General features: G+C 61.1%; 16 protein-coding genes. 12 read left to right on the forward strand and 4 right to left on the reverse strand.

All coding sequences use genetic code 11. From position 1 onward, the window contains the following. The first annotated feature begins 91 nt into the window (after nt 1–91). From C7S18_RS06740 to C7S18_RS06785, 10 genes are all read left to right on the forward strand, one after another. Complete coding sequence (locus tag C7S18_RS06740) at nt 92–424, forward strand: YerC/YecD family TrpR-related protein (protein ID WP_106890839.1); 333 nt, start codon at nt 92–94, stop codon at nt 422–424. After that, nucleotides 421–1,320 carry an ATP phosphoribosyltransferase gene (gene hisG / locus C7S18_RS06745; protein ID WP_106890840.1) on the forward strand — a complete coding sequence of 300 codons (900 nt, stop codon included), beginning with the start codon at nt 421–423 and terminating at the stop codon, nt 1,318–1,320. The genes C7S18_RS06740 and hisG overlap by 4 nt, the downstream gene beginning before the upstream one ends. 5 nt (nt 1,321–1,325) lie before the next feature. Continuing rightward, entirely contained in the window at nt 1,326–2,621 is a 1,296-nt protein-coding gene (hisD, locus tag C7S18_RS06750) for a histidinol dehydrogenase (RefSeq protein ID WP_206208026.1), read from the forward strand. After that, nucleotides 2,618–3,721 (forward strand): histidinol-phosphate transaminase, encoded by a 1,104-nt coding sequence (gene hisC / locus C7S18_RS06755; protein ID WP_106890842.1) that lies wholly within the window; start codon nt 2,618–2,620, stop codon nt 3,719–3,721. Before hisD ends, hisC begins: the two co-directional genes overlap by 4 nt. Nucleotide 3,722: 1 nt before the next feature. Continuing rightward, on the forward strand, nt 3,723–4,787 hold the full coding sequence (gene hisB, locus C7S18_RS06760) for a bifunctional histidinol-phosphatase/imidazoleglycerol-phosphate dehydratase HisB (protein WP_106890843.1): 1,065 nt from the start codon (nt 3,723–3,725) through the stop codon (nt 4,785–4,787). Further along, nucleotides 4,784–5,386, forward strand: coding sequence for an imidazole glycerol phosphate synthase subunit HisH (gene hisH, locus C7S18_RS06765; RefSeq protein WP_170113150.1), 603 nt, complete (start codon nt 4,784–4,786; stop codon nt 5,384–5,386). The genes hisB and hisH overlap by 4 nt, the downstream gene beginning before the upstream one ends. Beyond that, a complete protein-coding gene (gene hisA, locus C7S18_RS06770) occupies nt 5,383–6,111 on the forward strand; it encodes a 1-(5-phosphoribosyl)-5-[(5-phosphoribosylamino)methylideneamino]imidazole-4-carboxamide isomerase (RefSeq protein ID WP_206207991.1) in 729 nt (242 codons plus the stop codon). The genes hisH and hisA overlap by 4 nt, the downstream gene beginning before the upstream one ends. After that, on the forward strand, nt 6,105–6,872 hold the full coding sequence (gene hisF / locus C7S18_RS06775) for an imidazole glycerol phosphate synthase subunit HisF (RefSeq protein ID WP_106890844.1): 768 nt from the start codon (nt 6,105–6,107) through the stop codon (nt 6,870–6,872). Before hisA ends, hisF begins: the two co-directional genes overlap by 7 nt. Next, nucleotides 6,869–7,480, forward strand: a complete 612-nt coding sequence (gene hisIE, locus C7S18_RS06780) for a bifunctional phosphoribosyl-AMP cyclohydrolase/phosphoribosyl-ATP diphosphatase HisIE (protein WP_106890845.1) — start codon at nt 6,869–6,871, stop codon at nt 7,478–7,480. Before hisF ends, hisIE begins: the two co-directional genes overlap by 4 nt. A 331-nt stretch (nt 7,481–7,811) precedes the next feature. After that, nucleotides 7,812–9,854 carry a S9 family peptidase gene (locus C7S18_RS06785; RefSeq protein ID WP_106893943.1) on the forward strand — a complete coding sequence of 681 codons (2,043 nt, stop codon included), beginning with the start codon at nt 7,812–7,814 and terminating at the stop codon, nt 9,852–9,854. Nucleotides 9,855–9,969: 115 nt separating this feature from the next. On the opposite strand, the gene C7S18_RS06790 is transcribed toward C7S18_RS06785, so the two are convergent. Next, nucleotides 9,970–10,410: a DUF3291 domain-containing protein gene (locus tag C7S18_RS06790; protein WP_106890846.1), complete on the reverse strand. Its 441-nt coding sequence runs from the start codon at nt 10,408–10,410 to the stop codon at nt 9,970–9,972. A 204-nt stretch (nt 10,411–10,614) separates the two neighbouring features. Between C7S18_RS06790 and C7S18_RS06795 the strand changes: the two genes are divergently transcribed. Continuing rightward, nucleotides 10,615–11,328 carry an FkbM family methyltransferase gene (locus C7S18_RS06795; RefSeq protein ID WP_106890847.1) on the forward strand — a complete coding sequence of 238 codons (714 nt, stop codon included), beginning with the start codon at nt 10,615–10,617 and terminating at the stop codon, nt 11,326–11,328. Between the two features lie 37 nt (nt 11,329–11,365). Here C7S18_RS06795 and C7S18_RS06800 read toward each other — a convergent pair whose 3' ends face one another. From C7S18_RS06800 to miaA, 3 genes are all read right to left on the reverse strand, one after another. Beyond that, nucleotides 11,366–12,832, reverse strand: coding sequence for a DUF1501 domain-containing protein (locus C7S18_RS06800; protein WP_106890848.1), 1,467 nt, complete (start codon nt 12,830–12,832; stop codon nt 11,366–11,368). Between the two features lie 10 nt (nt 12,833–12,842). Next, entirely contained in the window at nt 12,843–14,564 is a 1,722-nt protein-coding gene (locus tag C7S18_RS06805) for a DUF1800 domain-containing protein (RefSeq protein ID WP_170113151.1), read from the reverse strand. A gap of 225 nt (nt 14,565–14,789) precedes the next feature. Beyond that, the gene (gene miaA, locus C7S18_RS06810) at nt 14,790–15,731 is read right to left on the reverse strand and encodes a tRNA (adenosine(37)-N6)-dimethylallyltransferase MiaA (RefSeq protein ID WP_106890850.1); all 942 of its coding nucleotides are present in this window, start codon (nt 15,729–15,731) and stop codon (nt 14,790–14,792) included. A gap of 185 nt (nt 15,732–15,916) precedes the next feature. Between miaA and typA the strand changes: the two genes are divergently transcribed. Further along, entirely contained in the window at nt 15,917–17,746 is a 1,830-nt protein-coding gene (gene typA, locus C7S18_RS06815; protein ID WP_106890851.1) for a translational GTPase TypA, read from the forward strand. Nucleotides 17,747–17,969: the final 223 nt, after the last annotated feature.

Below are 17,969 nucleotides of genomic sequence, written 5' to 3' on the forward strand. Positions count from 1 at the left end.
GATCTGTGAATGATCGTGGTTTGCATCTTGCCAATGTACTAACGCGCTAGTACATTAGCGCCCTGTCCAAGCAGCCCCGAACGCCGCACCCATGAAAAAGCGCTTTGTCACCGTCGATGAGTCCCGCGAATGGGGTCGTGGCGAGCTGCTGCGTGCGCTGCGTGCGATGCAGACCAACGCCGAGCTCGAAGCCCTGCTGACCGACCTCTGCACGCCCGCCGAGCTCGAGGCCATGGTCGATCGGTTCCGAGTGTTGCCGCATTTGCTTCGGCAAGAGCCCTACCGCGAAATCCACGATCAGACGGCCGTCAGTGTCACCACGATCGGCAGGGTGGCGCGCACGTTGCAGTTCGGCACAGGGGGCTATCGGCTCGCCCTGCAGCGTCTCGAGTCCAACGAATCCCAAGACAAGGTCTCACCATGAAAACCCGCGATCGCCTACGCATCGCTGTGCAGAAATCCGGCCGCCTGGCCGATGCGTCTCAACAATTGCTCGCACAATGCGGGTTTCGCTTCCGGCAAAGTCGGGACAAGCTGTTCTGTTTCGGAGAGACGCATGCAGTTGACTTGCTGCTCGTTCGCGACGACGACATTCCGGGGCTGATCGCTGAAGGTACTTGTGATCTCGGATTCGTTGGTCGAAACGTGTTGGCCGAACAGCGTCTGGCCCAGGTCGCCGAAGCTGGCAGCAGTGCTCTGTGCGAAGTCCGTGCCTTGGGCTTTGGTGGCTGCCGATTGGCGATCGCGGTGCCGCAGGAAGAACCCTGGGTCGGTCCGGAGCAACTGCAAGGACGGAAGATCGCGACGAGCTATCCGGCGTTGCTCGCGAACTATCTCCGCGAAAATAGGGTGCAGGCCGACATCGTCGTGTTGTCCGGCTCCGTCGAAATCGCGCCGAAGCTTGGCAAGGCCGAAGTCATCTGCGACTTGGTCAGCTCGGGGGCTACATTGGCCGCGAACCAGCTGAAAGAGACGGCGGTGATCCTGAAGAGTGAAGCCGTGCTGGCTGCGGCCGATCTCGACTTTGTCGACGAACGCGCGCCCGTGTTGGACTTGCTGCTGCGCCGCTTAGACGGCGTCATGGCGGTGCGCGAAACCAAGCTGCTGTTGATGCAGCTCGCTCGTGCCGACTTGTCTGAGGTCAAACTGGCGTTGCCCAAGGATGCGATGGCCAGTGTGCTGTCATCCGATGAGGATCGCGACGAACTGTGCCTGCAAGCCGTCGTCCGCTCGGCACTCGACTGGGCAGAACTGGAGCGGCTGAAAGGTGCGGGCGCGCGGAATCTGATGGTGCTGCCGGTGGAGCGGATGCTCGCATGAGTACGTTGCCGATTCGCGAATGGGCCAGTCTGGACGAGGACGCGCGCGACCTGCTGCTGAGCCGACCGCAGCCGCGCGATCGCGCGGCACGGCGTGCCGAAGTGGTGCGCTTGATCGATCAGGTCCGCATCGATGGCGACCATACACTGCGCCTGCTGACGCGGCGCTTTGACGGCGTCGAACTGCAGCGCTTAACGGTGACGGATGCCGAGTTCGATGAGGCCGTGGCGGCGATTCCAGACGATCTCGCCGCGGCGATCCGCGAAGCGATCGGGCGCGTGCGGCAGTTCCATGCCGAGACCGCGCCGAAGCCGCAAGTCGTGCAGACGGCGCCCGGCGTGAGGTGCGAGCGTGTGTATCGCGGGTTGGACACCGTCGGCCTCTATGTGCCAGCGGGCTCTGCGCCTTTGCCGTCGACCGCGATCATGCTCGGCGTGCCAGCGGCGCTCGCTGGTGTCGGAAGGGTGGTGCTGTGCTCGCCGCCTAACAAAGCCGGGCGCGTCGATCCGACCGTGCTGTTTGTGGCGCGCGAGCTCGGGATTCATCTCGTCTGCAAACTCGGCGGCGTGCAAGCGATCGCGGCGATGGCCTACGGTACCGAATCGGTGCCGAAATGCGCCAAGATCTTTGGGCCCGGCAACAGCTATGTCACCGAGGCGAAGATGGTGGTCGCCGCCGACCTCGAAGGCGCGGCAATCGATATGCCCGCCGGGCCGTCCGAGGTGCTCGTGGTCGCCGACCGCGGTGCGAACCCCGCGTTTGTCGCGGCCGACCTGTTGTCACAGGCCGAACATGGCCCGGATTCACAGGTGATGCTGCTGTCACCGTGCCCGGACTTGCTCAAGGCGGTGTGCGTCGAAGTCGACAAGCAAGTCGCGACGCTGTCGCGTTCTGACGTGGCCACCCAGGCATTGCAGAACAGCCGTGCGGTTCTGGTGGATTCGCTGGCGGAAGCGGTGGCGCTGAGCAATCGCTATGCACCGGAGCATTTGATTCTTGCCGTGCGCGATCCACAGGCATTGATGCCATTGGTGCGGCACGCAGGTTCGGTGTTTCTCGGCGACTACGCGCCGGAGTCGGTCGGCGACTATTGCTCTGGCACCAATCACGTGTTGCCAACGGCCGGCATGGCGCGGGCGTATAGCGGGGTATCCGTGCTGAGCTTTCAGACGGCAATTACGGTGCAACAACTGACGCGCGAGGGTCTGGCAGCGATCGGGCCGTGTGCGATTCGTTTGGCCGAGGCCGAAGGCTTGCAGGCGCACGCGAACGCGGTGCGGGTCCGCATGGAGGCGCTATGAGTATTCTGAATCTTGCCCGTCCCGATATTCTGGCGATGACCGGGTACAGTTCGGCCCGGATGGAAGCCGCCGGTGGTCGGATCTTCCTGAACGCTAATGAAGCTCCGACGTCACCCATCGATGGTGAACCGTGCAATCGCTACCCAGAGCCCCAACCAGACGCACTGCGCGCTGCGGTGGCGCAGTATCTCGGCGTGACGCCGCCGCAGTGTTTGGTCGGACGCGGCAGCGATGAGGCCATCGATTTGCTGACCCGTGCATTCTGCCGGGCGGGCGAGGATGCGGTGTTGATCAGCCCCCCAACGTTTGGGATGTACGCGGTGTGTGCACGCATCCAGAACGCGCGTGTGCTGGAGGTGCCAGCGTCGGCAACGGCGGCGTTCGCGTATCCGCTGGATGATGCATTGGCCGCGTTGGCAAGCGATCAAGCGGGGCAGATCAAGCTCGTCTATTTGTGTTCGCCGAACAACCCAACCGGACAAGTCGTGCCGACGCCGGTGCTCGATGCCATGCTCGCGGCGACTCGCGGACGCGCCGTGCTGGTGGTGGACGAGGCCTATCAGGAATTTGCCGACACGCCGAGCGCGCTGACCCGGTTGCCCGAGGCCGAACATTTGGTCGTGCTGCGCACGCTTAGCAAAGCGCATGGTTTGGCAGGCGAACGATTGGGGATTGCAATTGCCGCACCCGAAATCATCGCACTCCTGCAGAAAATCATGGCGCCCTATCCGCTGCCACAGAGTTCGGTCGCGCGCGGCTTGTCGGTACTTGCGCCCGCTGCACTGACACGTACTGCCGAACGCATTGCCATGATGAATGCAGAACGCGAACGATTACGGGCACGCTTGGCGGACAGCCCGTTGCTGACGGCCGTGCTCCCGTCAGACGCCAATTTCTTGGCGGTGCGTTGTCTGGATGCCGCAGCGTTGTATCAGGACCTGCTCAGCCAGGGGATCGTGCTGCGCTCGCTGCAAAAGTACCCGGGTCTTGGCGACGCGCTTCGAATCAGTATCGGCACACCGGCCGAAAACGACGCGCTGCTGGCAGCGCTCGGATGTGATCTGGCAACGTCACCATTGGTACGCACGGAGGCCGCCTGACATGGCGAGGAAAATCGCATTTCTGGATCGCGATGGCACCTTGATCGAAGAGCCCGCGGATTTTCAGATCGACGCGCTGAGCAAGTTCAGACTGGTGCCGGAAGTGATTCCATCGCTGCGTGCGTTGCGGGACGCCGGATACGAATTTGTCATGGTGAGCAATCAGGATGGTCTCGGCACGGAGTCGTTTCCGACCGACACGTTTGAGCCGCCACAACAGCTGCTGCTCGAAATTCTGACCAGCCAAGGCATTCAGTTTTCGGCGATTCACATCGATCCGCATTTCGAACACCAGAACTCGCCGAATCGTAAACCGGGAATCGGCATGTTGTTGCCGTACCTTCGTGGTGGCGTGATGGATTTCGATCGGAGTGTCGTCATTGGCGATCGCGCCACCGATCTGGAACTCGCGCGCAATCTGGGCGTTCGCGGTTTTCGGCTTGGCCCGGATTTCATGAGTTGGCCGGAGATTGTTGACGCACTGACCGCGGGCCCCAGGCGCGCGACGCTCGAGCGCAACACCGCCGAGACGCGCATTCGCGTCACGGTGGACCTGGATCGGGTTGCGAAGCCAGAGATTGCCACTGGGCTGCCGTTCTTTGATCACATGCTGGAACAAATCGGCAAGCATGGCGGGTTCGCACTGACGTTGATCTGCGCGGGCGATACGCACGTGGACGAGCACCACACGGTCGAGGACTCGGCGCTTGCGCTGGGGCAGGCGCTCCGGCAGGCTTTGGGCGACAAGCGCGGAATTCAGCGCTACGCGTTCACGCTGCCGATGGACGAGTCGCTCGCGCAGGCGGCACTCGACTTGTCTGGCCGACCGTACTTCGTGTTCGATGGCGCATTTACGCGCGAGCAGGTGGGGGATTTGCCGACCGAATTGGTGCCGCACTTTTTCCGCTCGTTCTGCGAAACCCTGGGCGCGAATTTGCACCTCAGTGTCCGCGGCGACAACAACCACCATATGGTCGAGGCGTGCTTCAAGGTGCTGGCCCGATGCCTGCGTGACGCTGTACGCCGTGAAGGCAGTGACTTGCCGAGCACCAAGGGCAGCTTATGACGATCGATGTGGTGCTGCTCGAAAGTGGTGGCTCGAATATTCAGTCGGTCAAGGCAGCGTTTGCGCGCTTGGGGGTCGAGGCCTGTATGACCGCCGACCCAGAGCGAATCCGGCGTGCGACGCATGTCGTGCTGCCGGGGGTGGGAGCGGCGGCCGCGGCGATGGCCACGCTCAAGAGCAATGGTCTGATCGACCTGATCCCGACGCTGACCCAGCCCTTGCTCGGCGTCTGCGTGGGCATGCAATTGCTGTTCGAACATTCCGAAGAGGGTGACACGCGTTGTCTTGGATTGTTGCCGGGCGTTGTGCGTCGCTTTGATCGCGTTGCGGGTCTACGGATTCCGCACATGGGCTGGAACCAGTTGACCATTGCCGCGCCACACCCGCTCCTGGCCGGCATCAGCATGGGCAGCTATGCTTACTTCGTGCATAGTTATCATGCGGCACCGGGGCCGAGCACACTGGCGACCTGTGACTACGGCGGCGCGTTTGCTGCAGTCGTGGGGGCGGGCAACATTTTCGGCGCGCAGCTGCATCCAGAGCGCTCGGCGCTCGTTGGGTCGCGGTTGCTGCAGAACTTTTTGAGCATCAGGACATGATTCGGATTCCGGCAATTGACCTTCGACACCAGCGCGTCGTGCGGCTCAGACAAGGCGACTACGCGCAGCAGACTGTTTTCACCGATGAGCCCCAAGCGTGGGTGGACCGGTTTGGGCGTGATGGTGCCAAGCACTTGCATCTGGTGGATCTGGATGCGGCCAGAGATGGGCACTCGACGCAGCGTGAGCTGATTCGCGACCTCGTTTATCGCTTTCCGGGGCATGTGCAAGTCGGTGGCGGCATTCGCAGCGAGGCGGACATCGAACTGCTGCTCGCGATCGGTGCCAGTCGCATTGTGATTGGCAGTCTGGCAATCAAGGACCCGGAGCGCGTGTCGCGCTGGGGCGAGCGCTACGGCTTCGATCGGATCGTGATTGCGCTCGATACCCGTCGCGATGAGCAGAATGTCTGGCGATTGCCGGTGCATGGCTGGACTGAGGATTCTGGCTTCCGGCTGAGCGAGCGGTTTGCCGATTTGCTGGGCGCGGGTTTTCGCGATTTTCTGTGTACCGACATTGATCGCGACGGCATGATGGCCGGTCCGAATGTCGCGCTCTATCAGACGTTGAGCCGCGTCGAGACGCGGGCGCGTTTGATTGCGTCTGGCGGCATCAGTTCGCTGGATGATCTGCGCGCACTGAAGACCTCGGGCGTCGTCGGCTGCGTTATTGGCCGCGCGTTGCTGGAAGGCAAATTCAGCTTGCAGGATGCACTCGAATGTTAAGCCGACGCATTATTCCGTGCCTGGATGTGCGCGATGGCCAGGTGGTCAAAGGCGTGCGTTTCAGGGATCACGTTGTGATGGGTGACATCGAAGGACTCGCTCAGCGCTATCGTGATGAAGGCGCCGATGAATTGGTGTTTTACGACATCAGCGCGAGCCCCGAGGGCCGCAGCGCGGACCCGGAATGGGTCAAGCGCGTGTCGGACCGCCTGGATATTCCGTTCTGCGTCGCCGGCGGCATTCGGTCCGTAGCAGATGCGCGGCGCCTGTTGTATGCCGGCGCCGACAAGATTTCGATCAATACGCCCGCCTTGTTGCGACCAAGGTTGATATCAGAACTCGCCGATGCGTTTGGTGTGCAGTGCGTGGTGGTGGGGATCGACAGTCAGTGGCGCGATGGTGCTTGGCGCGTGTACCGGTACACGGGTGATCCCGATCGTACTGAATGCGCGCCGGAGCAGACGTTGGAGTGGGTCGAGCAAGTGCAGGCACTCGGTGCTGGCGAGATCGTCCTGAACTGCATGGCCCATGACGGGGTGCGCAGCGGTTACGACATTGCGCAATTGCAAGCGGTACGGAGCCGCTGCAGTGTGCCGTTGGTGGCATCAGGTGGGGCGGGCGACGCCACGCACTTCGACCAAGTGTTTCGCGAGGCCGACGTCGATGCCGCACTCGCTGCGAGCGTCTTTCATAGTGGCGCCGTGCCTATTCCCGATTTGAAACGACACCTTGAAGCGCAAGGACACGCGATCCGCATATGAGCACGATCCTCCCCGAACTCGACTGGGCCAAAGGCGACGGGCTCCTGCCCGCCATCGTGCAGGATGCCGATACCGGCATCGTCTTGATGCAGGGCTACGTCAATGCTGAGGCGCTCGCCAAGACCCTGGAGTCGGGTCAGGTCACGTTCTTCAGCCGCAGCAAGCAGCGGCTGTGGACGAAGGGCGAAACGTCCGGGCATGTGTTGTCGCTCGTGTCGCTGCATACCGATTGCGATCAGGACAGCGTGTTGATCTTGGCGCGCCCGAATGGGCCAACGTGCCACCGCGGCTGCCGCTCCTGCTTTGACCCGGCACTGGATCCGACGATTGCGGAGTTCGCCGCATTGGATCAACTTATCGCAGAACGTGTCCGCGATCGTCCCGAGGGCAGTTACACGACGAAGTTGCTCGACGCCGGTGTCCGCCGCATCGCCCAGAAAGTCGGTGAGGAAGGTGTCGAAACGGCACTGGCCGGCGTGGCCCAGGACGCCGACGCGCTGATCAGCGAAGCCGCCGACCTGGTGTATCACCTGACTGTGTTGTTACAGGCGCGCGAGCGGAGTTTGCTCGATGTTGCGCTGGAATTGCGGCAGCGGCGGTTGAAGTAGGCGTTTTGGACGCTTTTTTTGGCGTGCTGGCTCGCGCGTCGGGCAGACTCCGTTGGCCAAGAGGCCTGATGCTTTCGCAGCGTTGTTTTGTCGCAAGTAGCCCCCTCCCTGGCCCTCCCCCGCGATCGCGGGGGAGGGAATGATCTCCCTCTCCCACGCGAGTGGGAGAGGGCTGGGGAGAGGGCTACTTGCGATCAGATCCATGTCGGCGCACGAAAGGAAATGCCCGGCCAGAACGAGCCGTTGCTCGGTATTTCCTAGGACCAGAGCCACTTTCGCAGCAGGCCCCCCAACCGATACGATGCGCGTTCTCATTCTGGGAGGGTTCCTCATGAAGGCAATTTGGTTTGCGGCAGGGCTATTGGCTCTGACGTCGGCAGTTCAGGCCGCGCCGCGCGGCTTTACCGTGGACGATCTGGTGCGGCTGGATCGCACGGCGGATCCGCAGTTGTCGCCGGACGGCAAATGGCTGGCGTTTCAGCTGCGCGAAACGGATTACGACAACAACAAAGGCCAACAAAGCCTGTGGCTGGTACCGTCTGACGGTTCCAAGCCGGCGCGTCGCGTGACTGCCAAAGGCCAGACGTCGGTGACCCCGCGTTGGTCGAACGATGGCTCCAGCCTCTACTTTCTGTCGACCCGCTCTGGCAGCCAGCAAGTTTGGAAGCTGCCGTTGAATGGTGGCGAGGCCCAGCAGGTTACGGCTTACGATCTCGATGTCTCCACATTCCTGTTGTCGCCCGACAACCAGAGCCTCGCGCTCAGTTTCGAGCACTTCCTGGATTGCGCCGACCTGGCTTGCACCAAAGGCCGCGTTGACGCCGAGGCAGGCCGCAAGAGCACCGGCCAGACGTTCGACAAGCTGTTCATTCGCCACTGGGATACGTGGAAAGACGGTCGCCGTGCGCAGTTGTTCCTGGCCAAGATTGGTCAAGACGGGCAAGCCGTGTCGACGCTGACTTGGGTCAGCAAGGGCATCGATGGCGATGTACCGTCGAAGCCGTTTGGCGATGCCGGTGAGTTCGCGTTCAGCCCGGATGGCAAGCAGATCGTGTTCGCGGCACGTATTGCGGGCAAGTCCGAACCATGGTCGACGAACCTCGACCTGTTCATCGCGCCCGTCGACGGCAGTGCAGCGCCGAAGAATCTGACCGACGCGAACGACGCATTCGACAATTATCCGAGTTTCTCGCCTGATGGCAAAACGCTTTACTACACGGCGATGAAGCGGCCGACGTTTGAGGCGGATCGCCTGTGGATCACGGCGCTCGATCTTGGTACCGGCAGCAAGCGCGAAATCGCTCAGGATTGGGATCGCTCGTCTGGTCCGCTGACCGTGTCCGAAGATGGCAAGACGCTGTACACAACGGCCGACGATTGGGGCCAGCACCCGATGTTTGCGATCGACGTGAAGTCCGGCAAGGTCAGCAAGGTCATTGCCGAAGGCCATGTCGATTCGTACACCATCGCCGGCAAGACGATGGTCGCGAATGTGCACACACTGACGGGTCCGGCGCAGCTCTATCGCGTCGACAAGAAAGGACTGACGGCGCTGACGAACTTTAATTCCGACAAGCTGGCCGACGTCAAAATGGGCGAGCCAACGTTCTACACGTTCAAAGGCTGGAACGACGAGACGGTGCAGGGTTATGTGGTGAAGCCTTGGAATTACGAGCCGGGCAAGAAATACCCGGTGGCATTCTTGATTCACGGTGGCCCGCAGGGTGCGTTCGGCAACGACTGGCACTATCGCTGGAATGCGCAGACCTATGCTGGCATGGGCTTCGCGGTCATCGCGATCAACTTCCATGGTTCAACTGGCTATGGCCAGGCGTTCACGGATGCAATTTCGGGCGACTGGGGCGGCAAGCCGCTCGAGGACTTGAAGAAGGGCAAGGCCGCTGCCGTCGCGCAGTTCGATTGGCTGAACGGCGATCAAGCTTGCGCGCTGGGTGGATCGTACGGCGGCTACATGGTGAACTGGATTGCCGGCAACTGGAACGATGGCTTCAAATGCCTCGTCAGCCACGCCAGTATTTTCGATGGCCGCTTCATGGGTTACTCCACGGAAGAACTCTGGTTCGACGAGTGGGAGCATGGCGGGACGCCTTATGACGTGCCGGAGAAGTACGAGCACCACAACCCGGTCAATCATGTGAAAAACTTCAAGCTGCCGACGTTGGTCATCCATGGCGCCTTGGACTACCGTGTGCCGGTCGAGCAGGGCATCTCGTTGTTCACGGCGCTGCAGCGTCAGGGCATTGAGTCCAAATTCCTGTACTTCCCGGACGAAAATCATTGGATCTTGAAGCCGCAGAACTCAGTGCAGTGGCATAACGAGGTCAACGCTTGGTTGAAAGCGCACGCGCAGTAACCGCGTTGCGAGACGTGTTGAGCCCGGGCGGGTGCCCGCGCTCAACACGATGCAAGCCATTTTCTTGGACTCTGTGCGGATCTGAACCTCCAGGATGGACTACTTCAGACCAGCGCTACGCACTCGGAAATAACTTTCCGAACGTGAATGCGGTTGCTGTTGGACCGTGCGCACGCAAGTGATTCAGGCGTTCTAGGCCTTCCGCCAGGGTTGGCGGATGGCCACTCGGTTGCCACCACAGTGCCGTGTGCGCCTGATCGAGCTTTTCGAACCACTGCGCGCGAGCTTGAATCAGGCCGATGTGCGGCGTTTTGTAGACGAAATGGCGTAGTGATTCCAACGTTTCCCAAACGCTCATGTTGACGATCAGTCGTGGGTTGTCCTCGATTTGGATTGTGTTGGCGTCGCCGTAGTCCTTGAGTCGCCAGACAAAGCCGGGCGATGCTTCCGCACGCTCATTGGTCTCCGCCAGTTGACTGACAAATCCCGCCAACGCAGGTGAATTCAGGTCGTCCTTGGCCAAGGCCACATTGATTTGTGCAAGTTGGAACGGCATGGGAGGGGTCCTCGTTCGGAATGCTTTGAATTGGGACGGTTTGCAGAAGCTCAAGGCCTGGCCACAGCCGCGGCAAGCCCTCGCGACTTGGCAACGGTATTCCGCAGAGCGTGGGTCCGATCGCAGGCACAGGCCGACTCTGGGTGAGCCTGCTACCCTCGACGCCCGACCGAAGCCCCCCGAACCGGAACGTCATCGCCAATCATGCTGCGCGCTTTGAAATCCAGAATCGCTGATCACCTGCGCCGACGCTGGGGCGTTCCCGAGATGGGCGACAGTCTCCGACGTCTGCAGCAAGCCGGTTTTCGGCCTGATCATGTGCTTGATATTGGAGCCTACCAGGGCGATTTCGCTGCGCTTGTCGGTGCGGTGTGGCCCGCTGCCGCGATCAGTTGCTTCGAGCCTCAGCCTGGCCGCGCGGAAGCGATTCAGGCGCGATTTGGCAGTCAATCCAACATTCGCGCGTACCCGCTCGTGCTGGGTCCCAAATCGGGGGACACAGTCGAACTCAGCCTGCGCGAAACAGCATCCAGCGTCTTGGCGGAGCGCGAACAAGCGGCCGAGGCAACGGTGCAACTCGTCACGCGCTCACTGGACGACTGGCAGACTGACACTCAGGCTCCGCCCGCACAGTTGCTGAAATTAGACGTACAGGGCTACGAGTTGGCGATCCTGCAAGGCGGCCAGCGTCTGCTGAGCGCCGCCGAAGTGTTGATTCTGGAAGTGAATCTGCTCGATATCCACGTTGGCGTACCGTTGCTTGACGAAGTGATCGCTTGGCTGCGCTCGCGCGATTTTGTCGCATTCGATGTCGCCGGCTTGACACGGCGCCCATTGGACCGGGCGCTTTGGCAAGTCGATCTGGTGTTCGTGCGGCTCGATTCAAACCTTCGTCGGGATAAGCGCTGGCAGGCGTGATCGTAGTGCGCGCCTGCCAGAGTAGTGCCGTGCCGCGTCAGCCCAGGAAGCCCAAATGCGGCTGACCCGTGCCACTTGGCGTGCGATCGGTGAAGCGCGTGGCGTTCGGGAAAATCAAATCGCGCCCGGCAGCGCCATCGGGCAGCCCGTACCAGCGCGCGAGCGTCCAAGCGTATTGATCGACTGACGTGGTCGGAATGATCTGACCCCAACCGGCGTCATCGGGATTGTTGTCACTTGCGGCAAGGCTTGGGAACAAGCCATAGAAGCGACCGCCGCGGACGGGGCCGCCGCCTCCGCCGCTGAGAGCGCCGCCGCCGAGCACAAAGTGATGCCCACCCCAGCCGTGGTCCGTGCCATCGCCGTTGTTCGACAAAGTACGACCGAATTCGCTCGCTGTAAACGTCACGACGTTGTTTTGCACGCCCATCGCACCTGTGGCCTGGTAGAACGCGCTCAGGTACTTCGAGATGGACGCCAGCAACGTGGGATGGTCGGTCAACTGGTTATCGTGGTTGTCGAATCCGCCGATGCCAACAAAGAAGATCTGGCGCGTCATTTGCAGCACGCTCCGCGCGGCGATGACCCGTGCAACCATTTTCAACTGACGGCCCAAGTAATCCGGCGAGCCGGCGCCATCGTCCGGGCCGAACAAGGTGTTGAATGTGGTGTTGTATTGCGTGACGGCAGCAGAACTCAGTGCCGTTTGCATCTGCGTATAGTTGCTGACGGTGCGATTGAAGCCATCCCGGTAGGCGCGTTCGAGGGGATGATCGAGTGGTCCGTTGAGCAACTGATTGAAGGCATTACGACGATTGATCGGTTCCTGCCAGGATGTGTCGATCGCGCCAATGGTGTCCACGCCCCAAGGACTCAAGAAGTAGGGCACCACTTGGTTGCCGGCCTGATAGACGTTTTCGCCATCGGTCGAGATGGTCATGGCGAGATTCTGGTTCTGATTCTGCGCGCTGAACTCATCAGCGAGCAGTCCGCCCCAGCCTTGGCGATCGATGGTGTTGGCAGTGGGGCTCAGCCAAAACGTGCTCTGGTCTTCATGCGAAAACAGTTGTGGTGGGGTCGCGACGCTGCCGTTCGTGTATTGCGTCTTCGTGATTGGGTGCAGCAATGGGCCGGTATTGGCGACAATCGCGAGCGGACTGTTGGCCTGATTGAACAGGCTCCGGAGTTCGGGCATCGAGGGATGCAGTCCGTAAGCGGCGCCACTTGCGGTGGGTGTCAACGTCAGCAGTTGGTTGCGTGGCACCGCAATGCCGCCGCGCGTGGCGGCATAGGTGTTGTATGGCGACTGATCAAAGGGAACGATCATGTTGAACGAATCGTTGCCGCCGTAAAAAAACACGCACACGAGCGCTCGGTATTCGTTGCCACCCAATAGTTCGCGGGAGGCAGCATGGGCGAGATTGAACTTGGCCGAAAGGGCAGTGAATGCAGCACTCGATGCAGTGATTGAGGCGCTGTGACGGAGAAAATCGCGACGTTTCATGGTTCGTTCCTTATTTCTCGATCACGTATTCGGGACTCATCACGATCATCCAGATCGCCTCGGCGACCCGTTTGTAACCACCTTCTTCTTCGGCACCAAAGGTCAGAATGTAGTTCTTCACCACCGTTCGCATGTGCGGGCTCATCTGGCCCGACATGAACAGCACGTCGAGGCGCTCCAGCAAGGCGTCCGGATTGGTACGCAGATTCCGCAGGCTGTCGAGGTTGTTGAGCATCAGGTCGCGGTCGAGCCATTCTGAGCTATTGCCCGTGTATTGCCAGCGCGACAAGCCATCCAGCACGTTGCTGAAGGCGACGACATTGTTGTCCGTTTGGATCTGAAATTCCGGCGCGTGCAAGTTGGAGGTGGCGGCTTCGCCCGGTGGGATGTAATCGGGCAGAAAGAAATTGAACACGGTGTTCGAGCCTAGCGCGTACTGCGGAATCGAGTTGCCAGGCCAATGGATGTACCAATCCTGGATTCGATTGGTGCGGTTCGTCGCACCGAGTGCGCGCCACAGTTGCGTGACCCGGATAATGGGCTCGCGCAGCTTGCCACGACCACTCGCATCAGTCGGGACGGTACGCGCCTCGGTGTCGGTCAGGATCGCGCGCACCACCGCACGCAAGTCGCCGCGCACGCCACTGCCGTTGTTGTTGAATACGGCCGCGACGCGTCCAACATAAGCAGGACTTGGGTTGCTTGAGACGAATCGTTGGATGAGCAGTTTGCTGACGAACGGGCCGACATTCGGGTGGCGGAAGATATTGTCGAGCGCGGTCTCGAGATTCTGGCGGGGCGTCTGCGTATTGCCCGGGTAGGTGGGCTGCGCCGTCATGACGCCGTTTGGCAGGGTCACGCCGGGGTAGTTCAGCAGTTGCTTATTGCCTTCATAGGCGTGATACGTCAGCGGCAAATTGTCCCAGCCGTTGCCTTGCGGTGCGGCCATCTCAACGAACCATTGGTCGCCGGTCGAACCTGGGCCGCACCAATCAAAGTCGCGGACCGGGCAGTTGTTCCAGGCAAATCCGGTGAACACATGGGCAAAGCCGCGAATGGTCTCCTGGTTATAGGTAGGGACCGTCTGGCCATTCACCAATACGGGCGTACCGTCGAGATTCAGCTGTACCAGTCCGATCGAGAACAACTGCATGATTTCGCGCGCATAGTTCTCGTCCGGGCGAATGTTGTTGGCGACATCCGGTTTGCGGTTGCGGAACATCGACAAGTAGTAGCCCATCACCGGTGACAGGGTGACTTGCTCCAGAACTTCGCGGTAGTTGCCGAAGCTTTGATTCGCCAGGATGTCGTAGTAGTGCGCGAGCGCAAACGGTTCACCGCCGAGGCTGCCGGCCTTATCGGACGTGACCAGAATTTCGCTCAGCGCAAACGCCGTGCGTTGCCGAAGCTGGTCGGGCGCGAACATCGCCCGTTGCATCCAGCCCTCGCGGCGGACGTTCTGGTAGATGTCGATATCGGGGTCGGCCGCAATCTGATTGAGGTAGGCGCGGTGGCCTGAATTGGCCGTGCCGAATTGCTCATTCAGCCAAGCGTTGTAACCCATCTGCCGAAGCCGCCCGATTTCGTTCGGTGTAGGGCCAAACGTCGCCTGAGTTAAAAAGCGGGCCGCTTCGTAATCATTATGCGGACCTTCTGCTGCGGAGTCGAAATCTCCTGACATGATCAGTGTGCCTGCCGGTGCCTGGGCGACGAATCCCAAGGCCAGCAGCATGCTTGCGCTCCAACGTGCCAGTTTCATTGCGAAATGCTCCCTCACCAATCCGATGTTGTGCTGACCGTGCTGCCAAGCGGCAGGTCGGGACACGCGCTTCAGCCAGCAAAAAGAATAGGCAAAGCGGCTGTGTCAGATTGTGAGGTGGGCTGCAGAAGGCATGCCGTTCGGCGCCTCGAAACTGTCTAGCGGGTCACAGGTTGAATCATTCAATGCGGTCGCCAATCAATCGCGGGCGAGGGCGACGCGACGCAGTAACTCGCTCAAGAAGTCGGCTTGGCTGGAATCGAGCCAGTACGCGTCGGCTTCCGCACGCAGCCAGGTGATCTGCCGTTTGGCCAGTTGGCGCGTAGCGAAGATGCCGCGGTCGCAGAGCTCGCGCATCGGGATCGATCCATCCAGTGCCTCCCAGGTCTGTCGATAACCGACCGCCCGCAGTGCGGGCAGATCGGCATGAACATTCGGCATCGCACGCAATTTCTCGACTTCGGCAATCAATCCGTCCGTCAGCATCTGCTCGAAGCGGATCGCGATACGTGCATGCAGCAATCCGCGATCGGCCGGGCACAGCACCAGCTTGAGCAGGCGTACGGGCAGATCAGCACGCCGTTGACCTTGGAGCGTACTGAGCGGCTGGCCGGTCAGTTGAATGACTTCGAGGGCGCGCAGCGTGCGTTGTGGGTCGTTCGGGTGGATCTTGCTCGCCGCTTTGGGGTCCAGTGTTTGCAAGCGCGCATGCAAGGCGCCAAGGCCACGGGCAGCGAGTTCGGCGTCCAGTTCTGTGCGGATCTGCGGATCGGACTCGGGCAAGTCCGATAGTCCTTCGGTCAGCGCGCGAAAGTAGAGCCCGGTGCCACCGACCAGAACGGGCATCTTGCCCTGGGCCAGCGCGCGGTCGATCTCGACCCGGGCATCGCGGGCGAAATCAGCAGCCGAGTAGGGCTGCCAGGGTTCGCAGATGTCGATCAATGCGTGCGGAAATCGCGCGCGCGTGGCCGCATCCGGTTTGGCACTCCCGACATCAAGATGGCGGTAGACGAGTGCGGAATCGACACTGATCAGGTGGGCCGGCCAGCGCGTCGCCACGTCCAGTGCGGCCTGGGTCTTGCCGCTGGCGGTCGGGCCCATCAGGGCGAGTGCAAACGGGCGGGTATCGGGCTGACTCATCCTGCCTACGTTAGCAGGCTCGCATGTCGGTCCAGAACGGCCATTTGATGGGCTCCTCTGCCGACCGGCGCGGACTTTCTGAACAAAACCCGGATCTGGTTCAGGAACTCAGTTGTTTGTGGCTATACTCCCGCGTCTAACTCCCCAACCGAGACCGCGACGGCAAACGTCCGCGGCCTGCCCGCATGTCGATTCAGAAACTCCGCAATATCGCGATCGTCGCGCACGTCGATCATGGCAAAACCACGCTGGTGGACCAACTGCTGAAGCAGTCGGGCACCTTGAACGAGCGCGCCATCGTGCCGGACCGAGTGATGGACTCGAACGACATCGAAAAGGAACGTGGCATCACGATTCTGGCCAAGAACACGGCGATCACCTGGCGCGATTACCGCATCAACATCGTCGATACCCCAGGCCATGCTGACTTTGGTGGCGAAGTCGAGCGCGTGCTGTCCATGGTCGACTCCGTGCTGATCTTGGTCGACGCGTTCGATGGCCCAATGCCGCAAACGCGGTTCGTGACGCAGAAGGCGTTCGCGATGGGCTTCAAGCCGATCGTCGTCATCAACAAGATCGACCGCCCGGGTGCGCGCCCGGACTACGTGCTCAATGCCACGTTCGATCTGTTCGACCGCCTCGGTGCCTCCGATGAGCAGCTCGATTTCACGACCGTGTACGCGTCGGCCCTGAATGGCTACGCGGGCATGGACCCAGACGTGCGTTCGGGCAACATGGACCCGCTGTTCGAAGCGATCGTCAAGCACGTCGAAGCGCCGAAGGTGGATCCGGAAGGTGCGTTCCAGATGCGCATCAGCCAGCTGGACTACAACAACTACGTCGGCCTGATCGGCATTGGTCGCATTCAGCGTGGCCGCATCAAGCCGAACACGCCGGTCAGTATCGTCGACCGTCACGGCGTCAAGCGCAACGGTCGCCTGCTGCAAGTGCTGGGCTTCATGGGCTTGGAGCGTCGTGAAGTGCCGGAAGCGCAAGCCGGCGACATCGTTGCGATCAACGGCATCGAAGGGCTTGGCATCTCCGATACGGTGTGTGCACTCGATACACCGGAAGCCTTGCCTGCGTTGACCGTCGATGAACCAACGATCAGCATGACCTTTCAGGTCAACAACTCGCCGTTCGCGGGTAACAAAGAACACTCCGGTGGCAAATTCCTGACCAGCCGCCAGCTGCGTGACCGTCTCCAGCGCGAGCTGATGCACAACGTCGCGTTGCGTGTGGAAGACACCGACGAGGCCGAGAAATTCAAGGTCTCCGGTCGCGGCGAACTGCACTTGTCGATTCTGATCGAAAACATGCGGCGTGAAGGCTACGAGCTCGCCGTGTCGCGCCCTGAAGTCATCACCAAGGAAATCGATGGCGTAATGAGCGAGCCTTACGAGCAGCTGGTCGTCGACTTGGAAGAACAGTTTCAGGGCGGCGTCATGCAGCGACTTGGCGAGCGCAAGGCGCAGCTTAAGAACATGGAGCCCGATGGTCGCGGTCGTGTGCGTCTGGAATACGTCATTCCGGCGCGTGGGCTGATTGGCTTCCAGACGGAGTTCCGCACGATTACGGCTGGTACCGGTTTGCTGTTCCATGTCTTCGATCATTACGGTCCGAAGGCGGAAGGCGCGATCGGCAAGCGCCCGAATGGCGTGATGATCTCGAATGGTCAGGGTCCGTCGCCGGCGTATGCGCAGTTCTCGATGCAGGAGCGCGGTCGGCTGTTGATCGAGCCGCTGCAGGAGATCTATGAAGGCCAGATTGTCGGCATTCACGCGAAGGACAACGACCTCACCGTCAATGCCCTGCGCGCGAAGCAGCTGACCAACTTCCGCGCCGCGGGCAAGGACGATGCGCTCGCGTTGACGCCGCCGGTGAAGATGTCGCTGGAGCAGGCGTTGGAGTTCATCGAAGACGACGAGCTCGTAGAAGTGACGCCGAACCAGATTCGTCTGCGGAAGAAATTCCTGACCGAGAACGATCGCAAACGGCATTCGCGCGCGGCGTGATCGCTCCGGTTTTGGATCCTTGAACAAGACCCCGCCTAGCGCGGGGTTTTTGTTTTGGTGCGCTTTTGGGTGAGGGCGCTTCGGGTGGCGGCGCGTCGCCAGATTGCCTGGACCTCGGATCACGTCCGAGGTGACGAATCGCGAGCGTGTCCATTGAGATAAAGCCAGGGCATCGGTCACGGGGGACGGGCGGTTTCCGTTGGACTCCCAATCCCCCTCTCGT

This window comes from Ahniella affigens (assembly GCF_003015185.1).
In the GTDB taxonomy this organism is placed as follows: Bacteria; Pseudomonadota; Gammaproteobacteria; order Xanthomonadales; family Ahniellaceae; genus Ahniella; species Ahniella affigens.